Origin of the sequence: Solibacillus merdavium (assembly GCF_014836935.1) — a bacterium.
Classification (GTDB): domain Bacteria; phylum Bacillota; class Bacilli; order Bacillales_A; family Planococcaceae; genus Solibacillus; species Solibacillus ferritrahens.
This window is the reverse complement of the sequence record NZ_JACSPW010000002.1, coordinates 105536-122111: the sequence shown is the minus strand read 5'-3', so window position 1 is coordinate 122111 and position 16576 is coordinate 105536. Positions and strand designations below refer to the sequence as shown.

General features: G+C 35.4%; 12 protein-coding genes. 9 read left to right on the top strand and 3 right to left on the bottom strand.

All coding sequences use genetic code 11. The annotated features are described in order from the left end of the window. Positions 1–146: 146 nt before the first annotated feature. The 3 genes from H9632_RS03580 to H9632_RS03570 form a co-directional block, all read right to left on the bottom strand. Positions 147–620: a hypothetical protein gene (locus tag H9632_RS03580; RefSeq protein WP_191702747.1), complete on the bottom strand. Its 474-nt coding sequence runs from the start codon at positions 618–620 to the stop codon at positions 147–149. Positions 621–728: 108 nt separating this feature from the next. Continuing rightward, on the bottom strand, positions 729–1538 hold the full coding sequence (gene proC, locus H9632_RS03575) for a pyrroline-5-carboxylate reductase (protein WP_191702746.1): 810 nt from the start codon (positions 1536–1538) through the stop codon (positions 729–731). Between the two features lie 157 nt (positions 1539–1695). Next, on the bottom strand, positions 1696–2154 hold the full coding sequence (locus H9632_RS03570) for a hypothetical protein (protein ID WP_191702745.1): 459 nt from the start codon (positions 2152–2154) through the stop codon (positions 1696–1698). A 260-nt stretch (positions 2155–2414) separates the two neighbouring features. Between H9632_RS03570 and H9632_RS03565 the strand changes: the two genes are divergently transcribed. The 9 genes from H9632_RS03565 to H9632_RS03525 all read left to right on the top strand — a co-directional run bounded on the left by H9632_RS03565 (position 2415) and on the right by H9632_RS03525 (position 16316). Continuing rightward, complete coding sequence (locus H9632_RS03565; protein WP_191702744.1) at positions 2415–3407, top strand: DUF3196 domain-containing protein; 993 nt, start codon at positions 2415–2417, stop codon at positions 3405–3407. A 108-nt stretch (positions 3408–3515) separates the two neighbouring features. Further along, positions 3516–4805 (top strand): trigger factor, encoded by a 1290-nt coding sequence (tig, locus tag H9632_RS03560; protein ID WP_191702743.1) that lies wholly within the window; start codon positions 3516–3518, stop codon positions 4803–4805. A 401-nt stretch (positions 4806–5206) separates the two neighbouring features. Further along, a complete protein-coding gene (gene clpX, locus H9632_RS03555; protein WP_191702742.1) occupies positions 5207–6478 on the top strand; it encodes an ATP-dependent protease ATP-binding subunit ClpX in 1272 nt (423 codons plus the stop codon). Positions 6479–6633: 155 nt separating this feature from the next. Beyond that, the gene (lon, locus tag H9632_RS03550; protein WP_191702741.1) at positions 6634–8976 is read left to right on the top strand and encodes an endopeptidase La; all 2343 of its coding nucleotides are present in this window, start codon (positions 6634–6636) and stop codon (positions 8974–8976) included. Next, positions 8976–9557 (top strand): ribosome biogenesis GTP-binding protein YihA/YsxC, encoded by a 582-nt coding sequence (gene yihA / locus H9632_RS03545; RefSeq protein WP_191702740.1) that lies wholly within the window; start codon positions 8976–8978, stop codon positions 9555–9557. Before lon ends, yihA begins: the two co-directional genes overlap by 1 nt. Before the next feature lie 184 nt (positions 9558–9741). Next, a complete protein-coding gene (locus H9632_RS03540; protein WP_191702739.1) occupies positions 9742–9915 on the top strand; it encodes a YjfB family protein in 174 nt (57 codons plus the stop codon). 207 nt (positions 9916–10122) lie between these two features. Continuing rightward, complete coding sequence (locus tag H9632_RS03535; protein ID WP_191702738.1) at positions 10123–11817, top strand: phosphate ABC transporter ATPase; 1695 nt, start codon at positions 10123–10125, stop codon at positions 11815–11817. An 80-nt stretch (positions 11818–11897) separates the two neighbouring features. After that, a complete protein-coding gene (locus tag H9632_RS19045; RefSeq protein WP_191702737.1) occupies positions 11898–13346 on the top strand; it encodes an S-layer homology domain-containing protein in 1449 nt (482 codons plus the stop codon). Positions 13347–13358: 12 nt separating this feature from the next. Continuing rightward, the gene (locus H9632_RS03525; RefSeq protein WP_191702736.1) at positions 13359–16316 is read left to right on the top strand and encodes a VWA domain-containing protein; all 2958 of its coding nucleotides are present in this window, start codon (positions 13359–13361) and stop codon (positions 16314–16316) included. The last annotated feature ends 260 nt before the right edge of the window (positions 16317–16576 follow it).

Sequence of the window (16576 nt, the reverse complement as noted above, 5' to 3'; positions counted from 1 at the left end):
CTCCCAATCTATAATTTAATTGTGTTTCATTTTGAAACAAGATTGATTATATAGAATAGTACGTGACTTAGCAATTATGTTCTCGTATTTTTTTACAAGTTTTAGAGATAATTATAAAAACATGTAAAACATAGTTGTTTTACATGTTAATAGGGGGAATTAATAACTTCAAGCAATAGGTAATAATAGCGTAGATTAGCTTCGGTATGTTGAAGGACTTCATAATAGGAATAACTTTTGATCAGGAATATACAAGAGATGATGACGCTGCTCCAAAAGAGTGGATGTTTTAAGCGTTTTGGCTTAGTAAATGTAAAGAGTACTGCGAATACGAGAGTGAAGATTATAAAGCAACTATAAATTGTCAATGGAAGAACGTTGCTCGTAGCCTGATCGATTAAGCTTCTGAACTGTAACAATAATTCAGCCGATTTTTCGCTTTCTTTAATCTGCAAAAACCGATCTTCATATTGTATGTTCCAAATTATTTTATCGTTTTGCTCGATTATTTCATAATGGAATTGAAGTGCATGCCCTTTTTCACCAGTCATTGCTTCACTAGAAGAGGTGAAAAAAGAACTGAATAGGATAATAGCCAAAACTCGCAAGATTAAAGTCATGATACACCTCTTTTTGAATGTTTCACTAAATAAAGGTAATTATACTATGATAAAAAAGTAAAGCAAGATGAAAAAACCTAGTGAAATTTGATTTCACTAGGTAACAGCCTATTTTGATGTTTGCTTTTGCAGAAGAGTATCACGGTTTGTAACGGCATCAACTGCATCGTAGATTGTACTTTCGAAATGGTTAACTTGTAGGGATGTGACACCTTGTATCGTCGTTCCACCAGGTGAACAAACTTGGTCGATTAATGCCCAAGGATGTGAGTCGGACTGTAATACCATTTTCGCACTACCCATTACAGAACTTGCCGCAATTTTAAGCGCCATATCTTTAGGCATGCCTTCGCGAACAGCAGCACGTGCCAACGAATCAATGTACAGATAAGTAAAGGCGGGGGAGGCGCAACCAATCGTTGTAAATATAGAAAATAATTCTTCAGGAAGCTCGTCAATAGTTCCTACTGTAGCAAACAGCTTTTCAACAATGTCTTTTTGTTCATCATTACCTACAATTGTTGAAAAACAGCTTGTAGATGCGCCAATAGTTGAATTTATATTAGGCATGACACGGAAAATAGGCGTCTGTGCCCCAAGCTCACGATGTAGATAGTCAAGTGATTTTCCGGCAGCAATCGAAATAACAATATGATTGCTCTTTAAATGCTGTTGAATTGATGGAATTACTTGATCAAACATTTGAGGTTTTACTGCAATAATAACGACATCTACTTGTGACATTAGTTGCTCTATTGAATCTGCAGTTTGAATCCCATATTGACTGATGAGTGCCTCTGTTTTTTCGATGCTACGATTAATCCCATATACATCTGTAGCATTAAATTGTCGACTTGTAATCATTCCATTAATAATCGCGTTGGCCATGTTTCCAAGGCCGATAAATCCGAATTTCATAAATATATCCCACTTTCATTCATTAAAAATGTGCATAGCGCTTAGTATACAGCACTGAATTTTCAATGCAAATAGAACGTATTATCAGCTTAAAAGATTAAAAAATTCACCATCTTTCTATTTAAGGAAGATGGTGAATGCTATGTACTTAATTATTTTATAAAAAATACGCGTTTTTAATTCCCACAGGCCAGTCGACCAATTGATCATTATCGGCTTTTACTTCCAATACTAAAATCTCATTTTCAATCGCATCTAATAGCCAATCACTATATAATAACAATGGCTTATCATTTGTTACTAATGTTTTTAGTTCATTATTTGTAATTGTTAAAATTTCATATTCACATGTAAGATGTATATGTTGAGGCAAAATCGTGATGGAACCGATTTTAATTGTTCCCGGAATTGTTCCTTCGATTTCAATTATATTTGTCGTCACGATTTGTCCTTTATAATTTACAATCGTTTCCGTTATGAAATCAAATTTTACTGGGTATTCTATATCGTTTACAATTGCTGTACTTAGACTTACTACACTAATCGGCAGCTTTTCCATTGATTTTTCGAACCGATTTTTAAACTGTAGTAGTACATTTTCCGAAAGTACCACCATAATAGACACTCCTTTTATGAATAGTAGATGTATTTTACTACGATTATTTACTAAGAATAATGGGAATATTGAATTAGAAGTTTTTATATTAGCAAAAATTCCAAAAATACTAGTACTTAGTATATAACTTTTTTAAGTATTGTAAATTAATATAAGTATAAATTTTGTGAACATATTTTTGGAATATGGCAACGGAGTTAAAATAAGTGCAATTGACAAGGATGCGAAGGTGTACCTATGTCGTCAATGGAGTGATTATGATGAATGAAAATAAAGAGAATAAAAATAAAAGGAAAGTTATTTTATTTCCGGGCACAGTGGACAGGCTATTTAATGAAGCAAAAAAATTAGCTGAGACATTACATTATAATGAAGCAAACGAAATGTTTGAGCAAGCCTTGCTATTAGGAGAAGGAGATGAAATATCACTTAGTATTTTTGCCTATTCTTTGTATGAAGTGAAAAATTTCGAGCGGGCAAAACAAATATGTGAAGAATTATTGGCAATTGGCCCAAGTATGTATTTTGAAGTGATGGAACTTTACTTAACGATTTGCATGCAATTACGTCAATTTAAACAAGTGGAAAAAATTATAGAGTCATTATTTGATGAAGAATTAATACCTGAGCATGAAATCGAAAAGTTTGAACGACTAAAAAACTTAAATGCGCATATTGCCGAAAATCAGGGATCACAGTTGCAATCATCACCTGTAAACGATGATGATGGGGATTTTGAAATTATCGCAAGTGAACTTCTAAAGTTATCTGTACAAGAACAGCTAATGATAATTAATGAACTACCTGAAAAAAATATCCGCCCATATGTAAAAGAAATTAAAGCCGTTATTGAGACAGAAGATGTGCACCCATTTATTCAAAGTTTGCTGCTTATATTATTAGTAGAGCAGGAAGTCAACTTGGACTTGAATATAGCTAAATTTGACATGACAAAGCAAGTCAATCCAGCTCAATTACCGTTACCAACCAAAATGCCCCAATATGAGGAAATTGCGACCATTATATCGGAAAAACTTGTACAAGAGCCCTCTACATTAGAGTTTGCTCAACATTTAATGGCAAAGCATGCAATTGTCCTTTATCCATTTGAATGGGCAATTTTCAGAAGTGAAGATATCGCGTTAAGTTATATTGAATTTGTTAAATCCATGTTTGGGGAAATAGTGGAAATAAACAGTGAAATAGTTGATTTTTTACAGAAGATAGAAAAAATATCAGATTTACAAGAGTAGTGAAAAAAGTTGAAACATTGTTCATCTATGTTATACTAAAATGGTTGTCAAACAATATATATGACAGTTTGTTTATTCAAACGAATGTTAACTTTGGAGGTAATATATATGTCAGTAAAATGGGAAAAACAAGAAGGTAACGAAGGTTTATTAACTGTTACTGTAGAAGCTGCAGAAGTAGATAAAGCTTTAGACCAAGCTTTCAAAAAGGTTGTAAAACAAATTAACGTACCTGGTTTCCGTAAAGGGAAAATGCCTCGTAATGTATTCGAAAAAATGTACGGTGTAGAAGCTCTTTACCAAGATGCTTTAGAAATCGTTATCAATTCTTCATACCCAGTCGCTTTAGATGAAGCTGGTATTGAACCTGTTGATTACCCAGAAATCGCTGGTACAGAAAACTTCGCTAAAGGTGCTGACTTCACTTACACTGCTACAGTAACTGTGAAACCAGAACCAAAATTAGGCGAATACAAAGGTTTAGAAGTAACTAAACAAACTACAGAAGTAACTGACGAAGAAGTTCAATCTTTAATCGACGCTCAATTAGCTAAAAAAGCTGAATTAGAAATTAAAGAAAATGAAGCAATCGTTGAAGGTGATACTGCTGTTATCGATTTCGAAGGTTTCGTAGGTGAAGAAGCATTCGAAGGCGGTAAAGGTGAGGACTACTCATTAGAAATCGGTTCTGGTTCATTCATTCCAGGTTTCGAAGAGCAATTAGTAGGCGCTAAAACTGGCGAAACTAAAGATGTTGTAGTTACTTTCCCTGAAGAGTACCATGCTGCTGAATTAGCTGGTAAAGAAGCGAAATTCGTAGTAACAGTTAAAGAAGTAAAAACTAAAGTATTACCTGACTTAACAGATGAGTTCGCAAAAGAAATGGACCCAGAAGTTGAAACAGTAGAAGCTTTACGTACAAAATTAAAAGAAACTACTTTAGCTAACAAAGAAGCTGATTCTGAAGCATCATTACGTGATGAACTTGTAGAAAAAGCAGCTGCTAATGCAGAAGTTGAAATTCCACAAGGTATGATCAACACAGAAGTAGACCGTATGGTACAAGAGTTCGGTCAACGCTTACAAATGCAAGGTATGAACTTAGATTTATACTACCAATTCTCTGGTCAAGACGAAGAAGCATTACGCACTCAAATGGCTGAAGAAGCTGCAAACCGTGTACGTGTAACATTAGTGTTAGAAGCAATTGGTCAAGCAGAAAATATTGAAGTAACAGAAGAAGACATCAATGTTGAGCTTGAAAAAATGGCTGCACAATTTGGTATGTCAAATGACCAAATCTTAACTGCTTTAGGCGGAACAAAAGTTCTTGAGAACGACATCCGTACACAAAAAACAGTTGAATTCCTTGTAGAAAACGCTAAAATTACTAACTAATTTATTTGACTGAAATAATTTATTGAATCGTACTTTGTATAATAACCATGGCTAACTATTAACATTGTCGATTATTATTAGTTTAATCACTGGGCTACCGTCTTTCATATATGAGATAACTAGTAATGAATAAATTAAATCAAAATTTTGACAAGGTGCGGTTTTTTTCCGTGCCTTGTTTTATCACTTAAATAAATTATTTGTGATTTGAATACATACATATAATGGTTAGGGTATTTGAATATTTGTTGAGAAAAAGCTACAATAAAATCCAATGAATGTTGATGCGCTAACGCGAAAATCATAAGACATAAATCAAGCCAGTAACAATATGCAATCAATTTATTTGATAAAACAACTAGAATCTTGTAAGATTGTTGCTTGAATAGGGGTGAACCAAATTGTTTAAATTTAATGATGAAAAAGGCAATTTAAAATGCTCTTTTTGTGGTAAGCCACAAGAACAAGTTCGTAAACTGGTTGCAGGACCAGGAGTATATATTTGTGACGAATGTATCGAGCTCTGCTCAGAGATCGTAGTGGAAGAACTAGGAATCGAAGAGGAAATTGAGTTCAAAGATATTCCGAAGCCTAAAGATATTTTGAATATATTAGGCGAATATGTTATCGGACAAGAACGGGCAAAAAAAGCTTTAGCAGTTGCTGTTTATAATCACTATAAACGTATTAATTCAAATTCGAAAATTGACGATGTTGAATTATCGAAATCAAATATTGTTTTAATCGGTCCAACTGGTAGCGGTAAAACATTACTAGCTCAAACATTGGCACGTATTTTAAATGTACCATTTGCCATTGCCGATGCAACTAGCTTAACTGAAGCGGGTTATGTTGGTGAGGATGTTGAAAATATTCTTTTAAAATTAATCCAAGCTGCGGATTACGATATTGAACGTGCCGAAAAAGGGATTATTTATATTGACGAGATTGATAAAGTGGCTCGTAAATCTGAAAATCCATCAATTACTCGCGATGTATCAGGTGAAGGTGTACAACAGGCACTACTTAAAATTCTAGAAGGTACTGTGGCTAGCGTTCCTCCACAAGGTGGACGTAAGCATCCACACCAAGAGTTTTTACAAATTGATACATCAAACATTTTATTTATCGTTGGTGGTGCATTTGACGGAATCGAAACGATTATTAAACGTCGTCAAGGTGAGAAAGTAATAGGATTTGCTTCAACTATGAATAACGTTGTTGAAGAAGATGCTTCTATTATGTCTCAATTAATTCCGGAAGACTTATTGAAATTTGGACTAATTCCAGAATTTATTGGTCGTTTACCAGTATTGGCAACGTTAGAGCAGTTAAATGTTGATGCATTAGTTCAAATTTTAACAGAGCCTAAAAATGCTTTGGCAAAACAATATCAAAAAATGTTAGAACTGGATAATGTTGAGTTGGAGTTTGAAGATGAGGCACTTGTTGAAATTGCAAAATTAGCGATCGAACGTAAAACTGGTGCTCGTGGACTTCGTTCTATTATTGAAGTAACAATGTTGGACGTTATGTTTGAATTGCCTTCACGTGAAGACATTAAAAAATGTATCATCACAGCAGAGACAATTCGCGATAAAGCAGAGCCAAAATTAATTTTGGATGATGGTTCAGTATTGAAAAAAGATGATAACGAAAAAACCTCAGCATAATTTTTGCTGAATGTTCCAATTATGTAGCTGACTTAGACTTCTTAAGCAAGTCCAAAGTCAGCTTTTTCTTACAAAAAGGATATACATATTGGTTGGATGAAAATTTTATGAATAGCTGACACATACTTATAATGCGGGTTGTTTTTAAGATTTGGATGGAGGTGAATACCCGCGTGACAAAAAAATTATCTAATATGCCAGTTTTACCGTTAAGAGGACTTCTTGTCTACCCAACAATGGTTTTACATATTGATGTTGGTAGAGAGCGTTCTATTGCTGCACTTGAACATGCGATGCTTGGAGACAGTACGATCTTTTTAGTTACTCAAAAAGATTTACGTGTTGATTCACCTGTAAAATCAGATCTTTATAAAATGGGTACTTTAGCGAAGGTTAAGCAAATGCTAAAGCTTCCAAACGGCACATTACGCATCTTGGTTGAAGGTTTAAACCGTGCGGAGATGGTAAGTTACAAAGATGCTGAAAAATTTACAATTGCGGATTTGGAGATATTTGAAGACGAGCAATTTAAAGATTCTGAAACGGAAGCTTTAATGCGTACGGTACTATCTTATTTCGAAAAATATGCAAAATCATCAAATAAAATTACGACTGAAACAATCGAATCTGTTCTCGATATTGAAGAACCAGGTCGATTGGCGGATGTAATTGCCTCTCATTTACCATTTAAAATTAATGAGAAGCAGGAAGTATTAGACATCACTAACATTAAGAAACGTTTAGACCACTTAATGATTCGTCTACATGATGAGCAGGAGATTTTAAATCTCGAGAAAAAAATCAGTACAAAAGTGAAGCAAGCGATGGAGCGCACGCAAAAAGAATATTATTTACGTGAGCAAATGAAAGCAATTCAAACAGAGCTTGGTGATCGTGAAGGAAAAACAGGTGAAGTTGCAGAGCTTCGCAAAAAAATTGATAGCTCAGGCATGCCAGATTCTACATTAAAAGTGGCGTTAAAAGAGCTTGATCGTTATGAAAAATTGCCTGCTGCAAGTGCAGAAAGTGGCGTTATTCGTAACTATCTTGAATGGCTTGTATCGATACCTTGGACGGAGAAAACGGAAGACCGTATCGATATTGCCCACGCTGAAGAGGTATTAAATCGTGATCACGACGGTTTAGAAAAAGTGAAAGAGCGTGTTTTGGAGTATTTATCAGTCCGTCAGTTGATGAATTCATTACGCGGTCCAATTCTTTGTTTAGCAGGACCTCCAGGTGTTGGTAAAACAAGTTTGGCACGTTCCATTGCGGAGAGCTTGGACCGTAAGTTTGTCCGAGTTTCACTTGGTGGTGTACGTGATGAATCGGAAATTCGTGGTCACCGTCGTACGTATGTAGGTGCAATGCCTGGTCGTATTATTCAAGGAATGAAAAAAGCAGGTACAACAAACCCTGTATTCTTACTTGACGAAATTGATAAAATGTCAAACGATTTCCGTGGTGATCCTTCTGCTGCAATGTTGGAAGTTTTGGATCCTGAGCAAAACAATACGTTTAGCGATCACTTCATTGAAGAGCCATATAATTTGCAGGATGTACTGTTCATTGCAACAGCAAATGATTTAAGTACAATACCTGCACCACTTCTTGATCGTATGGAAATTATCAATATTGCCGGATATACGGAGTATGAGAAAATTGAAATTACGAAAAACCATTTAATTCCGAAACAAATGAAGGAACATGGTTTAAAGAAAGCACAACTACTCATAAAAGACGAAGCAATTACAGATTTGATTCGTTATTATACACGTGAAGCTGGAGTTCGTGGACTAGAGCGACAAGTAGCAACTGTTTGTCGTAAAGCTGCAAAAATCATTGTTTCAGGTGAAAAGAAAAAAGTGACTGTTAGCTCAAAAGTATTAGTGGATATGCTTGGCAAACATCGATTCCGTTACGGACAAGCAGAGCTTGAAAATCAAGTAGGTGTTGCAACAGGTCTTGCTTATACGACTGTTGGCGGCGATACTTTACAAATTGAAGTTTCATTAACACCTGGTAAAGGGAAACTAATCTTAACAGGGAAGCTTGGAGATGTAATGAAGGAATCCGCACAAATTGCACTATCATTTGTCCGTACATTAACAGGTGATTTAGGACTTGATTCAGATTATTTTGATCAACATGATATTCACGTCCATGTTCCAGAAGGCGCAGTGCCTAAGGATGGTCCTTCAGCTGGTATAACGATGACAACTGCCATCGTGTCAGCAATTACTGGAAAAGCAATTAAACGCGAAATTGGAATGACAGGGGAAGTAACTTTACGAGGTCGTGTATTACCAATCGGTGGTCTAAAGGAAAAATCATTAAGTGCTCACCGTGCAGGATTAACGACGATTATTATCCCGAAAGACAATGAGCGTGATATTGATGATATTCCAGAAACAATTCGTGAGCAACTCACATTTAAACTAGTTTCACAAGCGGAAGAAGTTCTTGCGCTCGCACTAGATGGAGGTTTTAATAAGTAATGAAAGTCCATAACGTAGAAATGATCGGCAGTTTTGTCCGACCAGAACAGTTCCCGGAAGACGGGCTACCTGAATTCGCTTTAGCGGGTCGTTCAAATGTCGGCAAATCTTCGTTTATCAACCGTATGATTGGCCGTAAAGCAATGGCACGTATTTCGTCAAAACCTGGTAAAACGCAACAGTTGAATTTCTATAAAATTGAAGAGCAACTTTATTATGTTGACGTTCCAGGATACGGCTATGCAAAAGTTTCAAAATCAGAACGCGCAGCTTGGGGAAGAATGATTGAACAATATTTCATGGGACGTGAGCAATTAAGGGCCGTTGTATTGATTATTGATATTCGTCACAATCCCACTAATGATGACTGTATGATGTATGATTTCTTAAAGCATTATAATATTCCGGTTATTGTAGTAGCGACAAAAGCTGACAAAATCCCAAAAGGTAAATGGGATAAGCATAAAAAGCATGTGCGGGAAACATTGCAAATGGATAAACAAGATCCATTAATTGTGTTTTCTTCAGAAAAAGGTCTTGGCTTCGAAGAGGCATGGGCTGAAATTGAATCGCGTATGTAAAAATAAAAAGAACAACCTCGATTAAATTCGAAGTTGTTCTTTTTTTAGGTTTTAAAAAACAAATTACTGGAAATATCTCTCTTTTAATCTACTGCAGTAATAACAGTTCAGTCTTCATCAAAATTATAATAATTACTTGATATTAATGTTGTTTTGTCGATAAAAATTGTAGGAGGTGCTACATATGGATATCGCAGCTTTAGCAATATCGATGAAACAAGCGGATTTAATGCAAACTGTTTCATTAGCTGTTACAAAACAATCAATGGAATTTCAAGAACAAAGCATAGAACAATTAATTGAAGTAATGGATGTGTCCCACCCAACACTAGGTCATACAATTGATGTCTCTATATAATTTATAAAGACTTTCGATGCTATTGCCTGGGTAATTTGGTAAACTAAATTAGGTGATGTAACATTATTTGTAAATTTGTACAAACATTGAGCTCTAGACTTTATAAATAAGATAAAGAGTTTTAATTATGAATTTTAAGAAATAAGGTTACATAAAGCCATTTTGAAATAAAAATAATGAGAAGTAATGAATGAGGAGGCGAAATAATTGCTTAAAAAAATAGTAACACTGCTGACAGCAATTACACTTGCTTTAGCAATTCTACCGATAGGTCAACAAGCTGAAGCATCTACTACATATACCTTTATGAAAGCGAATTATGATGAAACTGAAGATAAGAACGGAACGGTAACGCGTACATTAAAAAGTGTTACTTTGAAAAATAGTTCTGGAAAAACAGCAACATTTAACTTTTCAAACACAGGGAAATTCTATATTAATAATACGCTGACAAATATAGATGGTTTTAAAGCAGGTATGAGTGTCACTATTAAACTAAAATCAGGTAAGATTTCTGAATTACGCGGTTCTACAAATGACGGCGACGGTTCGATTGTTGAAAACAGTAAACAAATTTCAGGTGTTGTAACACAAATTGATCCAAACGGTTTACAAATGCGAGTAAAGGTAGATGGGTCATCCACGAAAACATATACCGTTACTAATAATACAGAAGTGTTTAAGGGAAAATCTTTTGTAGATATTAGTAACCTTTACGTAGGGGACCGTGTACGTTTGAAATTTGCTACAGCCAATACATCACGCATTGCCGAGATTAATATTATGAGCACAGCCAATACGGTTGCAGATTTATATAAAGCGAATTTAAATGCGGTTAATACCAATAAAAATACGCTAAATGTAAAAAATGCCCATACTTTATTGGATTGGCGATTCGGAACTGGAAGCATAAAAACAAAGGCTACATTCAACTTTACAAATAATACAACCATTTATGCAGGAAACAAAAAAATATCAAAAAATCAATTAAAAAACTACAGCAACAGCGATATTTATTTTGTGACAAAAGCCCAATTCAATAAAGAGGTTATCGATAAAATTATTGTATTAGCTAAAAATGAACGTACATTCTATCAACCAATTAAAAGTGTAAATATTGGTGTAAATATGCTGGAGCTAAAAAATTCACAGAAATTAAATTACCATAACGGTTCAATTTTAATACGTAACGGACGATTAGTAGAACCTGAAGGATTAATTGCATTGGATTTAGCACAGAAACCAATTTCTACAACAGCCTTTGTATTAACGGATGGCGGTGCAAAAAATGACTATGCACATGTTGTGAATATAACAAATGATGCGTTTTTAGCACCGAATTTATCAAAATACCAACTTTACTTTGGCCGAATTGATGTAGCAGATTTAGATGCATACGAAGTCGACTTATCTGACTTGCAGCGTTTTGACAATCATTTCTGGAATTCGGATAACCGTATTTCCCAATTTGGATACAGTAATTCTACAATTGCTTCTGAACTGGACGGTACAAAGCAATTTAAAGTAATTCCTGAATTGGATTTAGATTTATACGATAATTATACAAATTCGCCAAATCCGTATTACGGATACTTCTATGTAAATGATGGACATATTCAAGGAATTCACTTTGTTCCAAACGAAAGGTTGGCTACGCTAACTTTGACAGGACGAGTAAGCTCTGTGAATTTCAACACGAAAAAGATTTCATTAAATAATAGCAGCCAGTGGGGGAACGATGGACACTGGAACTTCCGATACGGTTCACTTACATTAGACTTATCAAAAGCAATGATAGTTAAAGATGGAAAAGTGGTTGATATTGAGGAGATTTATAAAGGGAGTCATGTAACTGCAATTGCACGTTCCACATCCGATGTATATGTACTACTAGTAAACTAAAAGTTTAATGGCATGTGAGGGGATTTCTCACATGCCAATACAACTTTAAAGGAAAATATGAGGAAATGAGGGACATTTTAGTGGGGAAAAAGCTTAGTTTAAACTTCGTAGCGGCATGTTCGTTTTTAATTATAGTACTACTTATCCACCCATCGACTAGTTCAGCGCAGTCAATTGATATAACAGGTGGAGTTAAAAATGAGTATGAATACGAAGAATATTTCTTTTTAACGGGGAAACCGATTAAATTTACGGGAACTAATAAAAACGTTTCAGTAAACAAGACAGAGCGTCAAGGTAAGTTAACCGAAACATATAAATTTACGTTAACAGGACCAAGTGGAGAAAAATTAACTAGAAACTTTACGTATACATATGATGTAACAAACTATGATCAAGTTGGTCAAAGTTCAGCGACTGGTAGCGTAACAAAATTTACAGAAAAAATTACAATTGGAGACCGCACATTTACATTGGCGGATTACCAGCTCTCTAAAAGTACCATTACAGACAAGCGTCCGGCATCGGATTATTATTCTGGAGAAGCGATTGCCCGTAAAACGTATACCGAATCGACAGGTCGGGGAAGAGATGCAGTGACGAAAATAATTACAGTAGAGGCAAACAGTCGAAATGAAGGTTACGAAAACTTCTGGGGTGCAACTGAAACCCAAATTACCGATTTTGAAATTGTTTATGAAGATGGATCAATTGGGACAGTGAAAAATAAAGTTTCAACTGCTAAATCACGTACTTTGGAATTCAATCAAAGTGACGCTACTTTATCCAGTTTCAATGGAAACTATAAAACAGTAAGTTCGGCAGATTCATTATCTGAATATGAATACGATTTACCGGCAGGCAGAGGAAAAGTTGCTAGTAATATTGACTATATGCCAAAGCTCGAAATGCTGAAAATTCCAAAGTTCCGTGACTTATCAACAAACTGGGCTCGTGAGCAAATTGAGAAATTATATTCACTTGGCATTTTGGATGACCAATCAAATTTCTTTTCTCCGAATACACCAGTGCAACGTTTTGACTTTGCCGTTGCAATTGGTAAAGCAATAGACCTGCGTGTATTAGAAGAAAATAACAATCGCCGTACTTCTTCACAACCAACAATTTTTAAAGATGTAAAGCGTACAGCGAAAGACTACAATTATTTAGGTGCAGCAGTAAACAAGGGTGTTATTAAAGGAACCAATCCGAATACTTTTGACCCTGACGGCTTTTTAACACGTCAGCAGGCAGCGACAATTTTAGTCCGTGCCCTAGGTTTAGAAGGAAAAGCACCAGATCCAGGCTATACAACAGACTATAAAGATGATTATAGAATTACCGATTATGCACGGGATGCAATTTATGTAGCGACACAGTTAGGATTAATGTCCGGCAGCGACGGTTATTTCAATCCCAAAGGTACGTTAACACGCGCACAATCTTCAGCGATTATTGAACGATTTTTACGCTATTTAGAAACGGATTTAAAAGAAAACTACCGTGACAATATTCTGTTTTTTAACTAAGGAGTTGCAAAAATGAATAAAATGAAGAAACTAATGGCAATGCTGCTATCTTGTCTTCTAGTTCTCTCTTTAGCTTTTCCCTTTGGTCCAATAGAGGTGGAAGCAGCAAATAAGCAAATTTCGGATATTACCAAATCTAATTCGAAATATAAAGCAGCTAAATGGGCAGTAGACAAAGATTATATGCAATTATATGGCGGGAACAAATTCCAATCAGGCACTCTAGTTATGGAATGGCAAATGCTTCAATTTTTGGCGAAGTTAGATAGTAACTATCACTTTAATACGAATAATAAGGATATGTTGTATGAATATTACAAGGATTTAAATATACCGCTATATGGAGCGGACAATCCAGCAAAGCGTAATGCAAATATTTCCAGAGGTCATTTTGCTCGCTTATATGCGGCGGTGAATGGTTTGGATTTATCGGAAGTACAAGCAGTTCAATATTTATATATGAATGAAATCACTACGGGTACATCAGGCAAGCGAACATTTGAGGACTATAAGCCGACCCGCAATATTAACCGTGGTGATATGGCTGTATTTATGTATCGCATTAATCAACAAGGGAAAATGGCGATTGAAGGATTATCAAGTGCTCCTACTGGTAAGGACAATAATAAAATAACATTACCAACAAACTTTGTTGAAAGTAAAGATGGAACGGTTGCAATTCCGACCAAGCCAGGGAAAAACCCGGATGATAAAACAACTAGACCAGATATATACAAAGCTGTAAAAGACATTAAAGTAGCAAAGGAAGAACTAACTGCCAATGGCCTCGATTCCTCTTTAGTTACAATTAATTTACGTGATAGTTATGGCAATGACATATCATTTGATGAATCTCTTGCCTTTAAAGTTACTTCTGTAGCGGGGGCGAAAGTATCGGAAACGAATGCGAGTACAAGTGGGCAATCGACAGTAGTATATACAGATGGACCACAACTTAACGTATACGTGACGGCACCTGCACTAACAAAGTCAGTAGTCGATACGATTCGCTTTGAAATGGTCAACCCAACGGAGAAATATCACACATATAAAAATCAAGTGATCGAAGTGGCAATGCGATATGTACCAAAAGCAGAACTTCGTATTACGTATGAAGTATTTGATCCAGAACAGACAGAATGGAATGGCGGGACTGTTGATCCAGGAGTGAGACCATTACCGGCTTTACCACAAGGTGTAGTTGAGACTACTACTGTGCCGTTTACAACAAATGGAATTATTACAATTTCCAATTATGATGAAGATATGAAAGTTATGACGGGATCTAAATGGGAATCGTATACTACTTCGGATGGTAAATTAACACAAGGTCAAGTCACTTCAAAGGACATTCAATACGGAAATGCCGACTTGAAATTAGAGGGTCAAATTATTTCTGTTTGGTTATTTGAGCAAATTTTAGACTATATGATTGAAGGTCCAAAAGATGAATCTTCATGGGGCGGTTTAGGAAGTGCTAAAGTAATGTACACAGTAAACAATGAAGGGCGAGCAACATATGATCTTCAGGGCGTCATGAGTGAAGAAGATACGGTTCCTTTCAATTCTATGTTACATGCTGTAATTATTTATTTAACAGGCAAGTTTTTGCCGATTGCAGATCAAATTACATTGGCACATGAAGAATCAGTTGAAGTAATAAAAGCAATGTATGATCGTTTAGGACAAATTGATAAAAATTTACTGCGTAAAGATTATGCGGATTTAATCGGGAAGCTGGAAGGTGCTGTATCAAAAATTGCGGTCTTACAAGCAGGAAAAGAATTGCAGCAGCGTCCGGAAGGTATGGATCGGTATACGAAAGTAATTGTTAATTTAGTGGCGCCAAGCGGTGTTATTATTACTGATTACAAAGGGACGGTAGAAGTAACGTTCAATGGAAAAACACGTGTTGTATCATTTGATACGAATACAAAGGACTACAATAATAACACGGGTAGCCGTGGCTCTGCAGTTGTATACTTTGATGATATCCTATATGGCAATTCTCAGGTGAAAGCACGCTTAATTGACTTGGATCCACGTTATGATAAAATTTTCCAAGGATTAAAAAATACAACAGTTACACAATCTGTATTTTCAAATCCCCGCTTTGAAAATAATCTTTGTGCCATTGAATCTGAAGTGATGTTTGTTGTCGATCATTCAGGTTCGATGAAAGTACGAGATGCGAAAAACTATACGGCAGATAAAGTGAAGCAGACAGTGAAGCAAATTGGAGCTAAGCCGAGTCATGTGTATCGATTCAGCAATCGTTCAAACCATGAAGCAACAGATACTGCAGCAATCGTTTCAAGTATCGATAGTTTATTGAGCTATAAAAATGAAAATCGTTCGACGAATATTGTAGCAGCATTAAAAACGGCAGTGAATAATTTCACTACAAATCAATATACAAATAAAGCGATTGTATTAGTTACAGATGGCTATTCGAACAGTAATGGTTTAGATGAGGTCATCCGAATGGCAAAAGAGAAAGGCATTGCAATTCATACTGTTTCGGTTGGTTCGTATACAACTGTGAATGAAAAATTACTGAAAGATATTTCATCTGAAACAAAAGGTACGTATCAAAATATCTCAACAATAGAAAATTTACATGGTTCGTTACAGTCGATTATTACTACGATTTTATGTAAAACGCCTACTATGAACAATAGTTGTTTAGTAGGGGACACAATCTTTAATCGTACAGATGTAAGAATAGAAGAACGTGTGACAATTCTTGCTGATGTAAATACAGGCTGTGAAAATGTAAAAGCGGTGCGTGTCGTATTTATTTCGCCAAGTGGAGATGTGCGTTATGATTTACCTGAACGTGGTTCATCTCGCTTTATGCATCGACCGCAATTGTACGAATTCCCTGAATTTGATTTATACGTAGAAGTTGAATTCCAAGCTCTTGATGAATCAGGGAATGTAATTGCAACAAAAATTCATAATATGTGACAAAAAAGAAGCTCATTACAAAAGTGAGCTTCTTTTTTAGTTTGTATCATTGAAATCATTGTCGAACTTTGTTAAACTTACATTAGAATAATTCTAATTTAAATTTTTGAATTTAGGGTATATATCATCGTAGTAAAAAAATTTTTCAACTCTTACCGCAAAAAATCGGAAAAGAGGATTTGACTTATCATATTTTGCAAATACTTTCATAGCATGTTCACAAACTAAACGTGAGTCATGCTAACTTTATGTTACAATAT

Bases quoted from the DNA above. Each gene is read 5' to 3' on its own strand.
- H9632_RS03570 (WP_191702745.1), bottom strand. From the start codon at position 2,154: ATGGTGGTACTTTCGGAAAATGTACTACTACAGTTTAAAAATCGGTTC.
- yihA (WP_191702740.1), top strand. From the start codon at position 8,976: ATGAAAGTCCATAACGTAGAAATGATCGGCAGTTTTGTCCGACCAGAA.
- proC (WP_191702746.1), bottom strand. From the start codon at position 1,538: ATGAAATTCGGATTTATCGGCCTTGGAAACATGGCCAACGCGATTATT.
- H9632_RS03525 (WP_191702736.1), top strand. From the start codon at position 13,359: ATGAATAAAATGAAGAAACTAATGGCAATGCTGCTATCTTGTCTTCTA.
- H9632_RS03580 (WP_191702747.1), bottom strand. From the start codon at position 620: ATGACTTTAATCTTGCGAGTTTTGGCTATTATCCTATTCAGTTCTTTT.
- H9632_RS03565 (WP_191702744.1), top strand. From the start codon at position 2,415: ATGAATGAAAATAAAGAGAATAAAAATAAAAGGAAAGTTATTTTATTT.
- H9632_RS03540 (WP_191702739.1), top strand. From the start codon at position 9,742: ATGGATATCGCAGCTTTAGCAATATCGATGAAACAAGCGGATTTAATG.
- lon (WP_191702741.1), top strand. From the start codon at position 6,634: ATGGAGGTGAATACCCGCGTGACAAAAAAATTATCTAATATGCCAGTT.
- tig (WP_191702743.1), top strand. From the start codon at position 3,516: ATGTCAGTAAAATGGGAAAAACAAGAAGGTAACGAAGGTTTATTAACT.